Annotated in this window: 12 protein-coding genes and 3 tRNA genes; 11 read left to right on the plus strand and 4 right to left on the minus strand. The window is 46.8% G+C overall.

Features of this window, described 5'->3' with window-relative positions; genetic code table 11:
• The first annotated feature begins 9 nt into the window (after nucleotides 1-9).
• Complete coding sequence (locus VK958_RS06250) at nucleotides 10-660, plus strand: amino acid kinase family protein (protein ID WP_325239898.1); 651 nt, start codon at nucleotides 10-12, stop codon at nucleotides 658-660.
• On the opposite strand, the gene VK958_RS06255 is transcribed toward VK958_RS06250, so the two are convergent.
• From VK958_RS06255 to VK958_RS06270, 4 genes are all read right to left on the minus strand, one after another.
• The gene (locus VK958_RS06255) at nucleotides 638-3,793 is read right to left on the minus strand and encodes an efflux RND transporter permease subunit (RefSeq protein WP_325239899.1); all 3,156 of its coding nucleotides are present in this window, start codon (nucleotides 3,791-3,793) and stop codon (nucleotides 638-640) included. The genes VK958_RS06250 and VK958_RS06255 overlap by 23 nt on opposite strands.
• Before the next feature lie 36 nt (nucleotides 3,794-3,829).
• Nucleotides 3,830-4,894, minus strand: coding sequence for an efflux RND transporter periplasmic adaptor subunit (locus tag VK958_RS06260; protein WP_325239900.1), 1,065 nt, complete (start codon nucleotides 4,892-4,894; stop codon nucleotides 3,830-3,832).
• Nucleotides 4,891-6,309: a TolC family protein gene (locus VK958_RS06265; protein WP_325239901.1), complete on the minus strand. Its 1,419-nt coding sequence runs from the start codon at nucleotides 6,307-6,309 to the stop codon at nucleotides 4,891-4,893. Before VK958_RS06265 ends, VK958_RS06260 begins: the two co-directional genes overlap by 4 nt.
• A gap of 79 nt (nucleotides 6,310-6,388) precedes the next feature.
• Complete coding sequence (locus VK958_RS06270; protein WP_055825094.1) at nucleotides 6,389-6,625, minus strand: hypothetical protein; 237 nt, start codon at nucleotides 6,623-6,625, stop codon at nucleotides 6,389-6,391.
• A 165-nt stretch (nucleotides 6,626-6,790) separates the two neighbouring features.
• On the opposite strand from VK958_RS06270, the gene VK958_RS06275 reads away from it, so the two are divergent.
• The 10 genes from VK958_RS06275 to VK958_RS13940 all read left to right on the plus strand — a co-directional run.
• Nucleotides 6,791-6,875, plus strand: a tRNA-Leu gene (locus VK958_RS06275).
• 168 nt (nucleotides 6,876-7,043) lie between these two features.
• A complete protein-coding gene (locus VK958_RS06280) occupies nucleotides 7,044-7,424 on the plus strand; it encodes a RidA family protein (RefSeq protein ID WP_325239903.1) in 381 nt (126 codons plus the stop codon).
• A 289-nt stretch (nucleotides 7,425-7,713) separates the two neighbouring features.
• Nucleotides 7,714-9,021: a trigger factor gene (gene tig, locus VK958_RS06285; protein ID WP_325239904.1), complete on the plus strand. Its 1,308-nt coding sequence runs from the start codon at nucleotides 7,714-7,716 to the stop codon at nucleotides 9,019-9,021.
• Nucleotides 9,022-9,024: 3 nt separating this feature from the next.
• Nucleotides 9,025-9,669, plus strand: coding sequence for an ATP-dependent Clp endopeptidase proteolytic subunit ClpP (gene clpP / locus VK958_RS06290; RefSeq protein WP_325239905.1), 645 nt, complete (start codon nucleotides 9,025-9,027; stop codon nucleotides 9,667-9,669).
• A 34-nt stretch (nucleotides 9,670-9,703) separates the two neighbouring features.
• Nucleotides 9,704-10,993: an ATP-dependent Clp protease ATP-binding subunit ClpX gene (clpX, locus tag VK958_RS06295; RefSeq protein WP_325239906.1), complete on the plus strand. Its 1,290-nt coding sequence runs from the start codon at nucleotides 9,704-9,706 to the stop codon at nucleotides 10,991-10,993.
• Between the two features lie 135 nt (nucleotides 10,994-11,128).
• On the plus strand, nucleotides 11,129-13,564 hold the full coding sequence (gene lon, locus VK958_RS06300) for an endopeptidase La (RefSeq protein WP_325239908.1): 2,436 nt from the start codon (nucleotides 11,129-11,131) through the stop codon (nucleotides 13,562-13,564).
• Nucleotides 13,565-13,681: 117 nt separating this feature from the next.
• Entirely contained in the window at nucleotides 13,682-13,954 is a 273-nt protein-coding gene (locus VK958_RS06305; RefSeq protein WP_055825077.1) for an HU family DNA-binding protein, read from the plus strand.
• A gap of 58 nt (nucleotides 13,955-14,012) precedes the next feature.
• A tRNA-Val gene (locus VK958_RS06310) sits at nucleotides 14,013-14,088 on the plus strand.
• A gap of 167 nt (nucleotides 14,089-14,255) precedes the next feature.
• Nucleotides 14,256-14,332 (plus strand) — tRNA-Asp (locus VK958_RS06315).
• 421 nt (nucleotides 14,333-14,753) lie between these two features.
• On the plus strand, nucleotides 14,754-14,839 hold an 86-nt coding region (locus tag VK958_RS13940), incomplete at its 3' end, for a SurA N-terminal domain-containing protein (protein ID WP_414683861.1).

The raw sequence follows: 14,839 nt of genomic DNA on the forward strand, positions 1-14,839 counted from the left end.
GAAAACATCATGTGGGTGATCAAGCTTGGAGGAAGCGTGACACACCATGACAGTCTGCTCAAATGGCTGGAGCTGGTTGTTCGTTGGGGGGATGGGAAAGTCATTATTGTGCCAGGCGGCGGTGTGTATGCCGATGCGGTGCGTCAATTTCAGCAATTGCGTGCGGGGCTGCGAGAGGGCCATATCAGTGACTTGCATGCGCATACACTGGCGATTTATGCGATGGATCAAATGGCGCGCAGCCTGGTTGCCATGTTGCCAGAACTCGCTTTAGCACGTAATCCCTTGGAGATTGCTGAACGCGGCTGGCAGCACCGGGGACTGGTCTGGTTGCCTAGCGAAATGGCGTTGAACCCTGAATTATGGGGCGACACTGCGCTGCCGGAAAACTGGGAAACGACTTCCGACAGTTTAGCTGCCTGGCTTGCCTGTCAGCTGGAAGCCAGCCACTTGATACTAGTGAAGTCCGATGACAGGGTGCAGCAGCCAGAAACTTCTTTTGCACTGGCTGATCTGCAAGTCATGGGTATTTTGGATGCGGGATTATCTAAAATATTGCCACAATCGGGATTTCAGTCCTGGATAGTTCATCAAAGCGAATCTGATTTGTTTGCACAAGGGCTGGATACGAAAGTGCTTACTGGACGCCTGATCCAGTAGTTTCAAACGGGCTTGTTTTCTCAAACTGACCGAAGTGCAGCATGATGGTGGGCAAGATCAGCAAGTTGAGTATGGTCGAAGAAATCAGGCCCCCGACGATGATCATCGCCATCGGGCCTTCAATCTCCCGGCCCGGTTCGCCACTGCCTATGGCGAGCGGCAACAATCCAAGCGCAGTCACCAGCGCTGTCATCAGCACTGAGGGCAATCGTTCAGACGCGCCACGGATGCAGGTTTCCAGGTTCCATTCGCAACCCTCTTTATCAACCAGGTGCTGGAAATGCGACACCATCATGATCGAGTTGCGCAACGTGATTCCAAATAGCGTGACAAAGCCTACCAGGGTGCCGACTGAAATCCAGCCACCGGCAAAGAAAGTTGCCACCACGCCGCCTATCAGCGCGAAAGGCAGGTTGGCGAATGTCAGTAATAGATTGCGCAAACTGCCAAAGGCTATATAGAGCATCAGGAAAATAGCCACCCCAGCCACCATCGAGTGGACGATCAGATCCCTGCGCGACTCAGCATTGGCCTCGGCTTCGCCGGAAAACTCCATATAGTTTCCGGTATGCAGTGTAACTTTATGCTGCAGTGTTTTCTGTATTTCACTCAAGACAACTTCCTGATCACGGCCAGAGATATTGGCAGTGATGGTTTGAATGCGTTTTGCACCTGAGTGCAATATCTTGGAGCGGCCACCTTCCTGCGAAATATAAGCGACATCGGACAGTTTCAGCATTTGGCCTTCAGGGTTGAAGATCGGGATATTGCGCATATCGGCGATATCGTCCCGGTTGGCGTCGTTCAATAATACGCTGACGCCAATCGAGCGGTTGCCCATGAACACGTGGTTAACCGGCACGCCTTCATAACTGGCCCTGACTGTATCCAGTACATCTATCGGCTGCAGCCCCCACAAAGACAGTTTTTCCTGCTTGAGCCGGATGGCGATTTCAGGTGTTTCCGGCGGTGATTGCACCATCACGTCCCGCACGCCGCGGATATTCCCCAGCACATTCGCTACTTTTTGTGCATCGCGGTCAAGGGCATCCAGGTCATGCCCGTAAATATTAACAACCAAGCCTGCGGCATAGCCTGAGATGGTTTCTTCGATGCGCTCGCTCAAGAAGGTGTTAATTGCAAAGTTGGCGCCTAAAAACCCTAATTCTATTTTGCCGTCGTCATCGTCATCCTCTGTCTCACCTGAGAGTTCTTCACGGATGCTACGGTAAATACGTTCCTGATCCGCGCCGGAAACGGTACCGATCTCAACTTCAAACTCACTGTAATGCGTGCCAAAAGTATCGGCGGCATTCGGTGCACGGCCAACCCACTGGGCGACGCTCTTCACGCCAGGTATTTCCAGCAATATTTTAGTGACTTGGTTGCCAAGCTTGAGTGATTGCACCTCTGAAGTGCCCGGCACCGTAGTCATATGCAGGATGTAATGACCTTCATGCAATGCCGGGATAAACTGGCTTCTGAATAAAGGTAAAAGAACCAGGCCAAGCGCAATACAGACAAAACTGGTGATCAGGATTAGCTGGTAACGGTGTTCAATATGGTGCAGCACCTTGACATATTTTTGTTTCAACCAGCGCAGTAACGGCGATTCATTATTGTCCAGACGCGCTTTGCCGAGCAAGGCGTAGCATAGTGCTGGTGTCAGTGTCAAAGCGACTGCCAGAGAAGCCATAATGGCTGAGATATAGGCATAAGCAAGCGGCGCAAACAGTTTACCTGCCACACCGGTAAGCGTGATTAAAGGCAAAAAAACCAGCGCGACGATAATGGTGGCATAGACCACAGAACCACGAACCTCCATGGAAGCCTGGAATACCACCTGCGTAATTGGCAATGGTTGCACAAGCTGCCGGTTTTCGCGCAAGCGACGGAAAATATTTTCCGTATCAATAATGGCATCATCAACCACTTCACCCAAAGCGATGGCGAGCCCACCTAAAACCATGATATTCAGGCCTACGCCATATTGATGCAGGACTACAATCGCAGAAAGTAGCGAAAGCGGGATAGCAGTCGCCGAAATGAGTGCAGTACGTACATTGAACAAAAATACAAATAGCACGGCGATGACCAGCGTCGAACCAATCAGGATATCGGAGCGCAAGCTTTTAATGGCTGTTTCAATAAAGTTAGCCGGCCGGAACAGGCCTTCATGCAAAGTAACTTGTTGATTTGTCAGGCTGGGTTTGATATCCCTGAGCTTATTTTCCAGTAATTTGGTCAGCGCATAAGTATTTGCACCCAGCTGGCCTTGCACTGACAGGTATACAGCAGGTTTGCCATTAATCGCAGCAGCGCTGATAGAAGGTGCTGCCCCTTCAGCGACTTCGGCCACATCTCGTATACGTATGGTGCGGCCAAGCTTGCGAATCAGCGTGATATTACCCAGCTGTTGCGGCGTAGTGGTTTGCCCTTGGCTATTTAAAATAATGCGTTGATTGTCATTTTGTATGTAACCGGCGCCGCGTACACCAGTGGCCCGGCTGGCAGCATTTACTACATCCTGCACATTTAGCTGGTACAACATCAGCTTGCGCGGATCAATCTTGATCTGGAACTGACGGACTTCGCCCCCGAAGACATTGATATCCGCCACGCCCGGAATCGCCATCAAATGCGGTGTCAAATGCCAATCAACCAAGGTGCGCAGTTGCATCAGGCTCAGTTTGTCCGAGGTGACACCCAAACCTAGCACTGTACTGGCTGAAGAAGTGAGCGGCGTGATATTGGGGATAATGCCAGGAGGTAACTGGTTACCCAGCATATTCAGGTGCTCGGCGATAATCTGCCGATTGCGGTAGATATCCGATTTATCCTGAAAAATAACCGTGATAACCGACAATCCCGGAATAGACTGCGAGCGCAGACTTTTAATGCCTATCGCACCGGCAATAATATTTTCAATCGGCTGGGTGACCAGTTTCTCCACCAGGCTTGCTGACAAGCCGGGAGATTCTGTCTGGATAACGATTTGGGTAGGTGCGAATTCCGGGAAGACGTTTAAATCACTTTGTGTCAGGCTATAAGTCCCATAACCCAATACCAGCAGCGCGAGGCCGATAATGACGCCATAAAATCGAATCGCGAATCTGACCAGTGCTGACATCATGCCTGTAACTCTTTCAAGCGTTTTTCCTGATGCGGCTTAGTCGTCATTTTCATTTTTAATCTGGAATTTAAACTCTTCCGAGAGCAGCAGTTGCGCACCATGTGTCACAACTTCGGTCCCCGGGCGCAGGCTGTTATCAAACCAGCCATTATCAAGCTCAACATCAGATGCCACCGGCTTGCGTAAAAATGTATCGGCCTTTGTTTTGACATAGATCCAGGCCATGCCGCCATGCCAGACAATTGCCTGGTTAGGCACGATCACACCTTTTAACATAGAGGATGAAGACTGCGCGGGGACGACATTGACGCGCATGCCTACACGCAGGAAATCTGCCGGTGCACTATAGAAATATGTTTTACCGATATTGCTGATATCTGTCTGGATAGACTGGGAAACATAGTCGGCACGTATCGGCTTAATTTCATCCTGGATCGGCGAAATAAAAATGGTCGAATTCGCTTCGGGTTCTTTGAAATTCAGCGGGAAGCTGACTTGTACCAATACTTTTTTTTGCAACAGCAAATCATGCAATGGCCCGGTTGAAGGGTGCTGCGTGATCAGCGCCGCCAGCGGTTTTCCCCATTGCGCGACGATGGTATCGGTCAACGCTTTCAGTTGTGCCTGGGCAGATTTTATCTGGGTCTGGTCATTAATCACCAATGCCTGTGCTTCTTGAACCGCTTTATCAGAGACGTTTTTATCGTCTTCATTCAGTTGTTTGTAGCGTTGATATTGCAATTGGTGATTAGGTAATACACTTTCGGCAATGGCTAGTTGCGTTTTCAATTGCTGGTACTGGCTGTTGTAATCAACCAGTGTCTGGATAGAGACTACAGAGCCGAGAACCTTGATATTGCCATGATAATCATATGGTTGTAGCGGTTCTACACTGATGCCGCTATTTTGCTGGGTGGCCAGGTTTACCTGTACGACTTGAAGGCCTTTTTGTTCTACTACATGCACCGGGCCTTCAATTTCTTCTTCGTTCTCATCCTGCATCGTCTCGTATTCATCGCGGCCAACCAGAACGACCGCCCAAATCAGCAGGATAATCAATGCAATCTGAGCCCCGATAATCCAGAGTGCTTTTTTATTCATTTTAATGGCGCCTCTTTTGTCTTTATGGCAAATGTCATGGATTGCTCTGATAAAAGCAATGGTTTTTGCATCACATTTTCAATTTCCTGCAGTGCACGCAGCACATTCGCCTGTTGTATGACCAGCCGTTGCTGTGCGGCATAAAACTGGATTTCAGTTTGCAGGTATTCCGTTTTATCAATCAGGCCTTTACGCCACTGGCTTTCAAGTTGCTGCTTGCGACTCGATTGCTGTGTGTATTCCTGAGTCATCGTTACGAGTAAATTGGCTGCGTCACGATATTTTAAGTAGGTTTGCTCAGATAACTGAATAATCTGATGCTGCAAGGCATAGAAGCGGGTCGCTTCGTTCTGCCGCACCTGCTCGGCATGTGCCCACAGGTCTGATGATTTATTCAGCAGGTTCAGCATGCCGCCAATACCAAGAGCCCATATCCTGTCACCATATTCATACAGAATCCCCGGGCTTAATGACAAATCAGGATAACGTTTTGCCATTTCCAGCCTTAGTTGTGACTCAGCCTTGGCATACTGGGCTAGCCCGCGCTGGATGTCCATGCGGTTGGTCAATGCATAATGCTGGATTGTCTTGGCATTCTGGTAGGCTTGTGGCTGGTCGAATCGGGCCTTTAGCACTTGCGATATATTCAGTGGTGCGATATTCAGCGATACATTCTGCTGGTCGGTCAGGCCGGCATCATGCATGATTTTTTGCTGGGTTTGCTTAATCTGCAATGTCAGCTGTTGTAGCTGCCAGGCGGCTTGATCATGCTGCAAGCGTATTGGCAGTAGATCTGATTTGCCGGCCACACCCAGATCCAGCCTTTTTTGATAGGCATTTAACAAATCTGCCTGCGATTTTTGCAATTTTGACAGGCTGGCATGTAATGTCTGTTGTTCGGCTAACAGGATAAGATCCAGGCTAAGTTGCTGTCTCAGCATCCAGGCTGTTTCTGAAATCAATATTTTGGCAATGTCTGCCTGGTACTGCGCAATATCAATGTTGATCTGGCGTTTGTTGGCAGTAATCACCGGAATGTCAACTTGCAGACCATACGCCCATGGATTGATATCGCCGTTGGCCTGGTTGCTGCGCGAGAGCTGGCCATTTAAACCCACAAGTGGGCGCAGGCCCGCGCTGGTAATGCCAGCCAGTGCCACGGCATAATCCGATTTGGCGACTTTAAGGGCAGGGTGGAAGTACAGGGCTGATAATGTCAGTCTGTCTATATCCCATGTATTGATTGGCCAGGCAGTTTGCGGGTATTGCGTATGCACAAACTGCCGGAAACCTTCTTGCGTTGGTGAAGCTTGCTGAATGGTTTCAACATTTTGCTGCTCTTGAATCGGCTTGGCCTGATAAGCGATACCGCATGCTGCAAGCAAAAGCGGGCAAAAGCAGGCTAGGTAGCGCATATCGTCAACAGTATTTATAAATGGCGCACTGTATGGCTGTGGAATCACTCAATGTGATCAAAACACTTAACACTAGGTACTATTCGACGATAGTCGCGTTGACTGCGTCCAGTGCATCCTGGAGCAGGTCTTCCGGTAACTGGTTAATGCTGGTGGCCAGTAAATCAGCAGCCTCTACAGTACGGATCGGAAGGTCTGCCGAATTTAATTCTGCAATCAATCCCGCAGCTACCCCTGCAATTTTGAGTAACACTTCGCGTTCTCTCATTAAAAGCTCAAGTTCTGCTCTGAGCATGTTTTCTTCGGCTGAATGCATATCCTGTCCTGACACTAACTTATTTACATTAATCAATTCCGCATCTTGCAGTTGAATGCCCGGCTTGTCAATGTGATGTCAGGCAGATTGTGAGCCCGGCGCGAATGCGCTATAATGGCGAAGTCGGTGGTGCACGCATAAATGTTCGCGTGCATGGCTGGCAATGCGAAAGTGGCGGAATTGGTAGACGCACTGGATTTAGGTTCCAGCGCCGCGAGGCGTGAGAGTTCGAGTCTCTCCTTTCGCACCATACATTTAAAGCCATATGACAAACGTATGGTATAAGTTTTAAGGCTGAAATTTAAAATTTATAAAAATTTAAATTGTATTACGATCAATCAGGCTTCCTTCCGAGGAGGCCTTTATTGTTTGGGCAAAGCCTTATTTGGTAGCTGACTTAATCACAATGGAATAAATCATGAAAATCGTACAAACACCAAATGCACCTGCTGCGATCGGCCCTTATGCGCAAGGCGTTATCGTCGGTAACATGCTGTATACCTCAGGGCAAATCGCTTTGCGTCCTGATGGAAGCCTGAATGACGGTGATGTTGTGACGCAAACCCAGCAAGTGCTGGCAAATCTGCAAGCCATTATTGAAACGGCGGGCGGTAATCTGCACCAAGTAGTTAAAACGACTGTTTTTTTGAAAAATCTGGATGACTTTGTGGCGATGAACCAGGTATATGGCGAGGTTTTCGGAACCCATACGCCGGCGCGTTCCACCGTGCAGGTAGCTAAATTGCCGCGTGATGTACTGGTTGAGATCGAAGCGATTGTGGCGTTGGGCGAGATTTAAAGGTGTTAAGACCTATTTAATCATCGCAAGTCTATTGTTTTATCTGTATTGTTTCACATAGGCAACACGGGCAGGCTCCCATCTGCAATATGCATCCGGGTTGAGTACCGTTTTGAAGTTTATTTCAATTGCTACTTGTGTTATATTTTTATGCTCTTTTTTCATGATTTGATCACTTTGTAAAGCTTATAAAGTATGTTCAGGTTATGCTAAACATTCATTAAGGCGTGCAAGGCGCGTCCATTCACATAACCCATCGTTATTAAACGATTTTTACAGGAAGTGCAGCATGGCAGCAGTATCTGTTGAAACAGTCAGCAACTTGGAACGTCGCATGACAATTAAAGTCCCTTTGGCTCCGCTGGAAGGGCAAATCAGACAACGGTTGCAACAAATTTCGCGCACCGCCAAATTTTCAGGCTTCCGTCCGGGCAAAGCGCCTGTCGGTCTGGTGAATCAGCATTATGGTAATCAGGTGCGTGATGAGATTTATTCCAAAGCGGTAGAAACCAGCTTTGGTGATGCTGTTGAGCAAAATAAACTGCGTGTTGCCGGCTTCCCTAATATTGAGCATCTTCCGTTTAAAGAAGCCGCTGAAGAGTTGGAATATGTCGCGACTTTTGAGATTTTCCCTGAAGTGGTAATCGGCGATTTAAACAAAGTAAAAATCGAGCGCCCGACTTTAGAAGTCACTGACGCTGATGTTGAAAAAACTTTGGATGTATTGATTAAGCAGCGTGTGACTTATGAGCCTGTGAAACGCGCATCAAAAAAAGCTGACCGTATCAATATCACATTAAGCGCGTCCATCAATGGCGAGCAAGTGGAAAGCACCGGTGACCGTGGCATTGACCTGGTGATTGGTGAGCCTGGCCGTGTTGCTGAGTTTGATGATGCATTGATCGGTGGCAAAGCCGGTACTGAAAAGACATTTGAAATCACTTATCCTGCTGACCACAATCCTGCTCAACTGGCAGGTAAGACCGTCAGTTATGCAGTGAAGTTTATTTCGGTGTCACAACCGGTTTACCCAAAAATTGATGCAGAGTTCGCTAAAAACCTGGGTGTGGAAGATGGCAATCTGGACACTATGAAGTCTGAGATCAAACAAAGTCTTGAGCAAGAAGTGGCCAAACGCATTTCTGCCCGTTTGAAAGAAGGCGTGTTTAACGCATTGGTGAACGAAAGCACGTTTGAATTGCCAAAAGCAATAGTAACTGCTGAAACTAACCGTTTGATGCAAGTGGCAGCGCAAAACCTGCGCGAGCGTGGCGTGGACCCGCAGACAGTCCCTATGGAAGCTTCGATGTTTGAAGCACAGGCGCAGCGTAATGCAAAACTACGCTTGATCCTGACCGAAGTCGTCAATGCCAATAACCTGCAAGCCAGTGCTGACCAGGTGCGTGCAATGGTTGATACTTTTGCCCTGAGTTTTGAGAAGCCTGACGAGTTGGTTACTTGGTACTATGCAGATGTGAAACGGCTGGATGAGCCAGCAGCATTGGCAACCGAAGAGAATGTGGTGGCTTGGGTGCTGGAAAAAGCAAAAGTCTCCAACAAGAAAATTAAATTTGATGAATTGATGATGGGTGCTTAAACCATGAATTATATGAACGCACATGATGGCATGATGCAGGAAAGAATGGAGCCGCAAGGTCTGGGGTATATCCCTATGGTCATTGAGCAAAGTGGTAGAGGTGAGCGTTCATATGACATCTACTCCCGTTTGCTTAAAGAGCGGGTTATTTTTCTGATTGGCCCGGTCAATGATATGACCGCGAACCTGGTGGTAGCGCAATTGCTGTTTTTGGAAGCTGAAAATCCTGACAAGGATATTTCTTTGTACATTAACTCACCTGGAGGATCGGTGACCGCTGGTATGTCTATTTATGACACCATGCAGTTTATCAAGCCAGATGTGAGCACCTTATGTATCGGTCAAGCCGCGAGTATGGGTGCATTCCTGTTAACAGCGGGTTCCAAGGGCAAGCGTTTCTGTTTACCTAACTCCCGTGTGATGATTCACCAGCCTTTGGGTGGTTTTCAGGGCCAGGCGTCTGATATCGCCATTCATGCCAAAGAGATCTTGTATTTGAAAGATAAATTAAATGGCATTATGGCGCATCATACCGGCCAGCCGGTTGACCGGATTGCTGCGGATACAGACCGTGATAATTTTATGAGTGCTGATGCTGCCAAAGATTATGGATTGGTAGACCAGGTAATTGCCGCACGTGCTGTTTAAATATCAGTGAAAGACGACCAGCAAGGGAATAAATATGGCCAATAAGTCAGATAGCGAAAAGCTTTTGTATTGCTCGTTTTGTGGCAAAAGTCAGCATGAAGTTAAAAAGCTGATTGCAGGTCCATCCGTATTTATTTGCGATGAATGCGTGGACTTATGCAATGACATCATTCGTGAAGAAATTCAAAGTCTTAACGAGATAAAGTCTGCGGATAAAAAACTGCCTACACCACAAGAAATTTGCGCCATTCTGGATCAATACGTAATCGGCCAGATACGGGCTAAAAAGAACTTGTCAGTAGCGGTTTACAACCACTATAAGCGTTTGGGTTATAACCCACTTTCTGAGGGTGGCCAAACAGGTAAGGATGATGTAGAAGTCCAGAAAAGCAATATCTTGCTGATTGGGCCTACAGGCTCTGGTAAAACACTTTTAGCGCAGTCACTCGCACGTATGCTGGATGTCCCATTTGTGATGGCGGATGCCACTACGTTGACGGAAGCAGGGTATGTCGGTGAAGATGTAGAGAACATCATGCAGAAATTGCTGCAAAAATGCGATTACGACGTCGAAAAAGCGCAGCGTGGGATTGTTTACATCGATGAAGTCGACAAGATTTCCCGTAAATCCGATAATCCCTCGATTACCCGTGATGTCTCGGGTGAGGGGGTGCAACAAGCTTTGCTGAAACTGATCGAAGGTACGATTGCTTCTGTCCCACCTCAGGGAGGGCGTAAGCATCCTAATCAAGAATTCGTGCAGTTAGATACCACCAATATTCTGTTTATTTGCGGAGGTGCGTTTGACGGCCTGGATAAGGTGATACGTCATCGTTCAGAAAAAGGCGGCATTGGTTTCGGTGCTGAGGTAAAGGGTAAGGAAGATATCCGTGCTGTAGGCGAAGTATTGCGTGATGTTGAGCCTGAGGATTTAATCAAGTTTGGCTTGATTCCTGAGTTTATTGGTCGGCTACCAGTAGTAGCGACACTTGAATCGCTGGATGAAGCGGCATTGATGACAATTCTGGTCGAGCCAAGAAATGCGCTGACCAAGCAATATATGAAATTATTCAAAATGGAAGGTGTTGACCTCGAGTTTGAAGACTCTGCTTTGCGATTGATTGCGAAAAAAGCATTGGAAAGAAAAACCGGAGCTCGTGGCTTGCGTTCTATATTGGAGCATTCGTTGCTTGATCTTATGTACGAATTGCCATCCATCAAAGACTTGTCTAAAGTCATTGTCGATGCCGGTGTGATTGAGCATACCTCCGAACCAATCCTGATTTATCAGGATTCCCAAAAACGCGTTGAAAACGCGAGTTAAATCATGCTTGCAATAGCCCACAGGCTATTGCAAGATACCATCTATGTCTCGAGAGAGTCAGTTCTCTTGAATTTTCAAAGTACGTTCCCATCTAAATGCAAAGGCATATGCCTTTGACACTTTTTGAAAGAAGCTATGACTGAACACACTTTGTTTGACGCTGAGACTCCAGAAGAAACCACCTTGATTCCGTTGCTGCCATTACGGGATGTTGTGGTGTACCCGCATTTAGTCATTCCTTTATTTGTTGGCCGTGCCAAATCAGTAAAAGCCTTGGAGCGTGCTTCTGAGGGTGATAAAAAAATCTTACTGGTAGCCCAGAAATCTGCGAATAAAGATGATCCTGTTGCTGAAGACCTGTATGAGATTGGTACTTTGGCTACCGTATTACAAATGCTTAAGCTGCCTGACGGCACAGTGAAAGTACTGGTTGAAGGTCTGCATCGAGTGCGTGTTACCGATTTCACCGAAACCGATGAGTGCTTTATGGCATTGGGGGAAGAAGTCGAACAAACTGACCAGAGCGATAAAGAGGCTGAGGCCCTGATGCGCACTGTCATGACCCAGTTTGATCAATACGTCAAATTAAACAAAAAGATTCCCCCTGAGATACTGACTTCCCTGTCGACTATTAATGAACCAGGTCGCCTGGCAGATACTATTTCTGCGCACCTGACACTCAAACTTGAAGAGAAACAGAAAGTGCTGGAGATGCTCAGTGTGATTGAGCGCCTGGAGCATTTGTTGTATCTGATGGAGTCAGAGATAGATATCCTGCAAGTTGAAAAACGTATCCGCGGCCGTGTGAAGCGGCAAATGGAAAAGAGCCAGCGCGAATACTATTTGAATGAACAAGTTAAAGCCATCCAGAAAGAACTCGGCGAGCAAGATGAAAATGCCGAGATGGATGAGCTAGAGCAGCGCATTAAAAATGCTGCCATGCCAAAAGAAGCTTTAACAAAAGTCACTGCAGAATTCAAAAAACTGAAACTGATGTCGCCAATGTCAGCAGAGGCTTCTGTTGTCCGTAATTACATTGACACTTTGCTTAATCTGCCTTGGAAGAAAAAAACCAAGATCAGTAAAGATTTGAAAGTTGCTGAAGACATTCTAGATGCCGATCATTATGGCCTGGATAAGGTTAAAGAACGTATTGTTGAATATCTTGCCGTGCAGCAACGTGTTGGTAAGTTAAAAGCCCCAATTTTATGCCTAGTAGGCCCTCCAGGCGTCGGAAAGACATCGCTTGGACAAAGTATTGCCAAAGCAGTCAATCGCAAGTTTGTGCGTATGGCTTTGGGTGGTGTGCGTGATGAAGCGGAGATTCGCGGTCACCGCCGTACTTACATCGGCTCCATGCCAGGTAAAGTACTGCAAAGCATGACTAAAGTTGGCGTTAAAAACCCGTTATTCTTGCTTGATGAAGTAGATAAAATGGGTCAGGATATGCGCGGCGATCCATCGTCTGCTCTATTAGAGGTACTTGATCCTGAGCAAAATCATACATTTGCTGATCACTATGTCGAAGTTGATTATGACTTAAGTGATGTGATGTTTGTTGCCACGGCTAACAGCATGAATATCCCAGAGCCTTTATTGGACCGTATGGAGATTATTCGTCTTTCAGGCTATACCGAAGATGAAAAAATCAATATTGCCCAGCGCTACCTGTTACCTAAGCAACTAAAAGCACATGCACTGAAAACCACTGATATCTCTGTAGCAGAAAGTGTTCTGCGCGATATTGTGCGTTATTACACGCGCGAAGCCGGTGTACGCCGCCTTGAACAGGAAGTAGCTAAAATTTGCCGTAAAGCGGTGAAAGAGCAATTGTTAGCTCAAGGCAAAACCAAAACGGTTAAGAAAATCAATGTCACCAGCAAAAACCTTGAGCAATACCTTGGGGTGAGGCGTTATGACTTTGGTGTCGCAGCCAAAGAAAACCAGGTAGGGCAGGTGACTGGCCTTGCTTGGACCTCTGTAGGTGGCGAATTGCTGACGATCGAGGCGGTAACGTTGCTGGGTAAAGGTAAAACCACCACTACCGGTAAATTGGGCGATGTGATGCAAGAATCTGTAGCAGCAGCAATGAGCGTGGTACGCAGTCGTGCAGAAGGTCTGGGTATCAGTCCGGATTTCTATGAGAAAAAGGACATCCATATCCACCTTCCTGAAGGGGCTACGCCTAAAGATGGTCCAAGTGCAGGGATTGCATTAACAACTGCGCTTGTATCTGTACTGACTGGCATTCCTGCGCGTGCTGATGTCGCTATGACTGGTGAAATTACCTTGCGTGGTGAAGTGTTGCCGATCGGTGGCTTAAAAGAGAAGTTGCTGGCAGCACATCGTGGTGGAATCAAGACAGTATTGATTCCGTCAGCCAATGAAAAAGACCTGGTTGATATTCCTGCAAATATCAAAAAAGACTTGGAAATTCACCCTGTGAAATGGATAGACCAGGTGCTGGATCTCGCATTGGAAAGCGCGCCAAAACCACTTGCAGTGAATACTGAAACAGTCGAAATTGTGGCTGCAGGAGACGCAAATCCTGAACAAGCAGTCACGCATTAGGCAAATTGATGCGAATTATTGTCAAAAGGCGGGATTAGCGCTTGACAGCTCGTTTTGCGGCTTGATATAAAGGCAATACAGGATGTACCTGTTTTTTTAACTAGATAGGGGAAACACGTGAATAAATCAGAATTGATAGATCATATTGCTAATGCAGCCGGTATTTCTAAAGCCGCAGCCGCTCGTGCTCTGGATGCAACGACAGAAGCAATCTCTGGTGCACTGAAAAAAGGTGATTTGGTAACATTAATTGGTTTTGGTACATTCTATGTAGGTGAGCGTTCAGCCCGTTCCGGCCGCAATCCTCGTACTGGGGCAACAATCAACATTAAAGCTGCTAAATCTCCTAAATTTAGGGCTGGTAAAGGTCTGAAAGATGCTGTAAACTAGCGTGCTTTGGTTGAGCGCTAACATGCTCGGCCAGCTGTAGCAACACTTGGGTTGTTACGGGTGCTTAGCTCAGTTGGTAGAGCGTCGCCCTTACAAGGCGAATGTCAGCGGTTCGACCCCGTTAGCACCCACCAGACAATTTAAAAATCAAGAGTGCGATGTCTGCGCTCTTAATTTTTTGAGTCTTGCCACACTTAATAAGTTACTTTAATAAGCAACAATAAGTAGCGGTAAATAGTTAGAAAATAGTTGTTGAAATTATAAAAAATATCGTGCTATAATTTCATTTTTGACGATTACTGGAGCGGTAGTTCAGTTGGTTAGAATACCGGCCTGTCACGCCGGGGGTCGCGGGTTCGAGCCCCGTCCGCTCCGCCAATATCGAAACGAGTTAGGTTAACCCCTAACTCGTTTTTTTTGCTTATTGCATCTGTTTATATGTCGATAAATTAGTTAATGTTAAGTGTAACTATCGGTTGGCGAATCAACTTTCGGAAGTAACAAAGTCGGTGATGAACTCATGCTCTAGTATTGGGTAGCTACAAGTGATTTGCTTTGACCATCATCGAAATATTTGTATATCAGCACAAACCGTATTAAGCGAATGAATCAAATTTAGATTTGTATTTGAAATGTTGGCGAGTAATCACAATTCCCAACTTTTAATATATTGGTTTTCGTCTGCTAGGCTTGTTAACTATATGCTTTTAAAGCAATTGCAACTGCTGGATTAGGGCGATTTTAACGGGTTTATGGTATAGTTTGCCGTTGCGAAAAATCAGGTAATGGAAATTAAAAAATGTTAGAAGCACTAAGAAAACATACACAAGGGTGGATGGCAAAAATCATTCTGGCACTGATTGTTGTGCCATTTGCATTGTTCGG

The organism is Methylophilus sp. (assembly GCF_035460085.1).
In the GTDB taxonomy this organism is placed as follows: Bacteria; Pseudomonadota; Gammaproteobacteria; order Burkholderiales; family Methylophilaceae; genus Methylophilus.

What these genes read in the sequence shown, in the direction of transcription:
- VK958_RS06250 (WP_325239898.1), top strand. Translation starts at nt 10, where the DNA reads ATGTGGGTGATCAAGCTTGGAGGAAGCGTGACACACCATGACAGTCTG.
- VK958_RS06255 (WP_325239899.1), bottom strand. Translation starts at nt 3,793, where the DNA reads ATGATGTCAGCACTGGTCAGATTCGCGATTCGATTTTATGGCGTCATT.
- VK958_RS06260 (WP_325239900.1), bottom strand. Translation starts at nt 4,894, where the DNA reads ATGAATAAAAAAGCACTCTGGATTATCGGGGCTCAGATTGCATTGATT.
- VK958_RS06265 (WP_325239901.1), bottom strand. Translation starts at nt 6,309, where the DNA reads ATGCGCTACCTAGCCTGCTTTTGCCCGCTTTTGCTTGCAGCATGCGGT.
- VK958_RS06270 (WP_055825094.1), bottom strand. Translation starts at nt 6,625, where the DNA reads ATGCATTCAGCCGAAGAAAACATGCTCAGAGCAGAACTTGAGCTTTTA.
- VK958_RS06280 (WP_325239903.1), top strand. Translation starts at nt 7,044, where the DNA reads ATGAAAATCGTACAAACACCAAATGCACCTGCTGCGATCGGCCCTTAT.
- tig (WP_325239904.1), top strand. Translation starts at nt 7,714, where the DNA reads ATGGCAGCAGTATCTGTTGAAACAGTCAGCAACTTGGAACGTCGCATG.
- clpP (WP_325239905.1), top strand. Translation starts at nt 9,025, where the DNA reads ATGAATTATATGAACGCACATGATGGCATGATGCAGGAAAGAATGGAG.
- clpX (WP_325239906.1), top strand. Translation starts at nt 9,704, where the DNA reads ATGGCCAATAAGTCAGATAGCGAAAAGCTTTTGTATTGCTCGTTTTGT.
- lon (WP_325239908.1), top strand. Translation starts at nt 11,129, where the DNA reads ATGACTGAACACACTTTGTTTGACGCTGAGACTCCAGAAGAAACCACC.